This is a genomic window from Corynebacterium sp. HMSC076D02, assembly GCF_001813815.1.
Taxonomy (GTDB): Bacteria; Actinomycetota; Actinomycetes; order Mycobacteriales; family Mycobacteriaceae; genus Corynebacterium; species Corynebacterium simulans.
Window position 1 is genome coordinate 1 of the sequence record NZ_KV814059.1, and the last position, 310, is coordinate 310.

Consider the following 310-nt stretch of genomic DNA (forward strand, 5'->3'; position numbering starts at 1 on the left):
GCATGTGGTCTGCGAGCGCATAACCTGCAAGTTTCCGTGAATACGTGTCAATGACTGTGGCCAAATACATGTTCTTGCCACCCTTACAGGGCAGGTAGGTAATGTCGCCAACATAGACGCGGTTCGGCTCGTTGGCTGTGAATTTACGGCCTACTAAGTCCGGCATGACACGGTGGCCAGGCTTACGCCTGGTAGTGACACATCGGCGGCGCTTGGTAAAGCCTTTAAGTCCCATGGATTTCATGATGCGTGCGACCTTCTTGTGATTTATCGGGTCGAAATCCGTATCACTGTTGAGGCTTGCAGCGAT

The 310-nt window shown here is 52.3% G+C and carries 1 protein-coding gene; it reads right to left on the reverse strand.

Annotated features, from left to right (window positions below; all coding sequences use genetic code 11):
• On the reverse strand, positions 1–310 hold a 310-nt coding region (locus tag HMPREF2935_RS07795), incomplete at both ends, for a DDE-type integrase/transposase/recombinase (protein ID WP_141756039.1).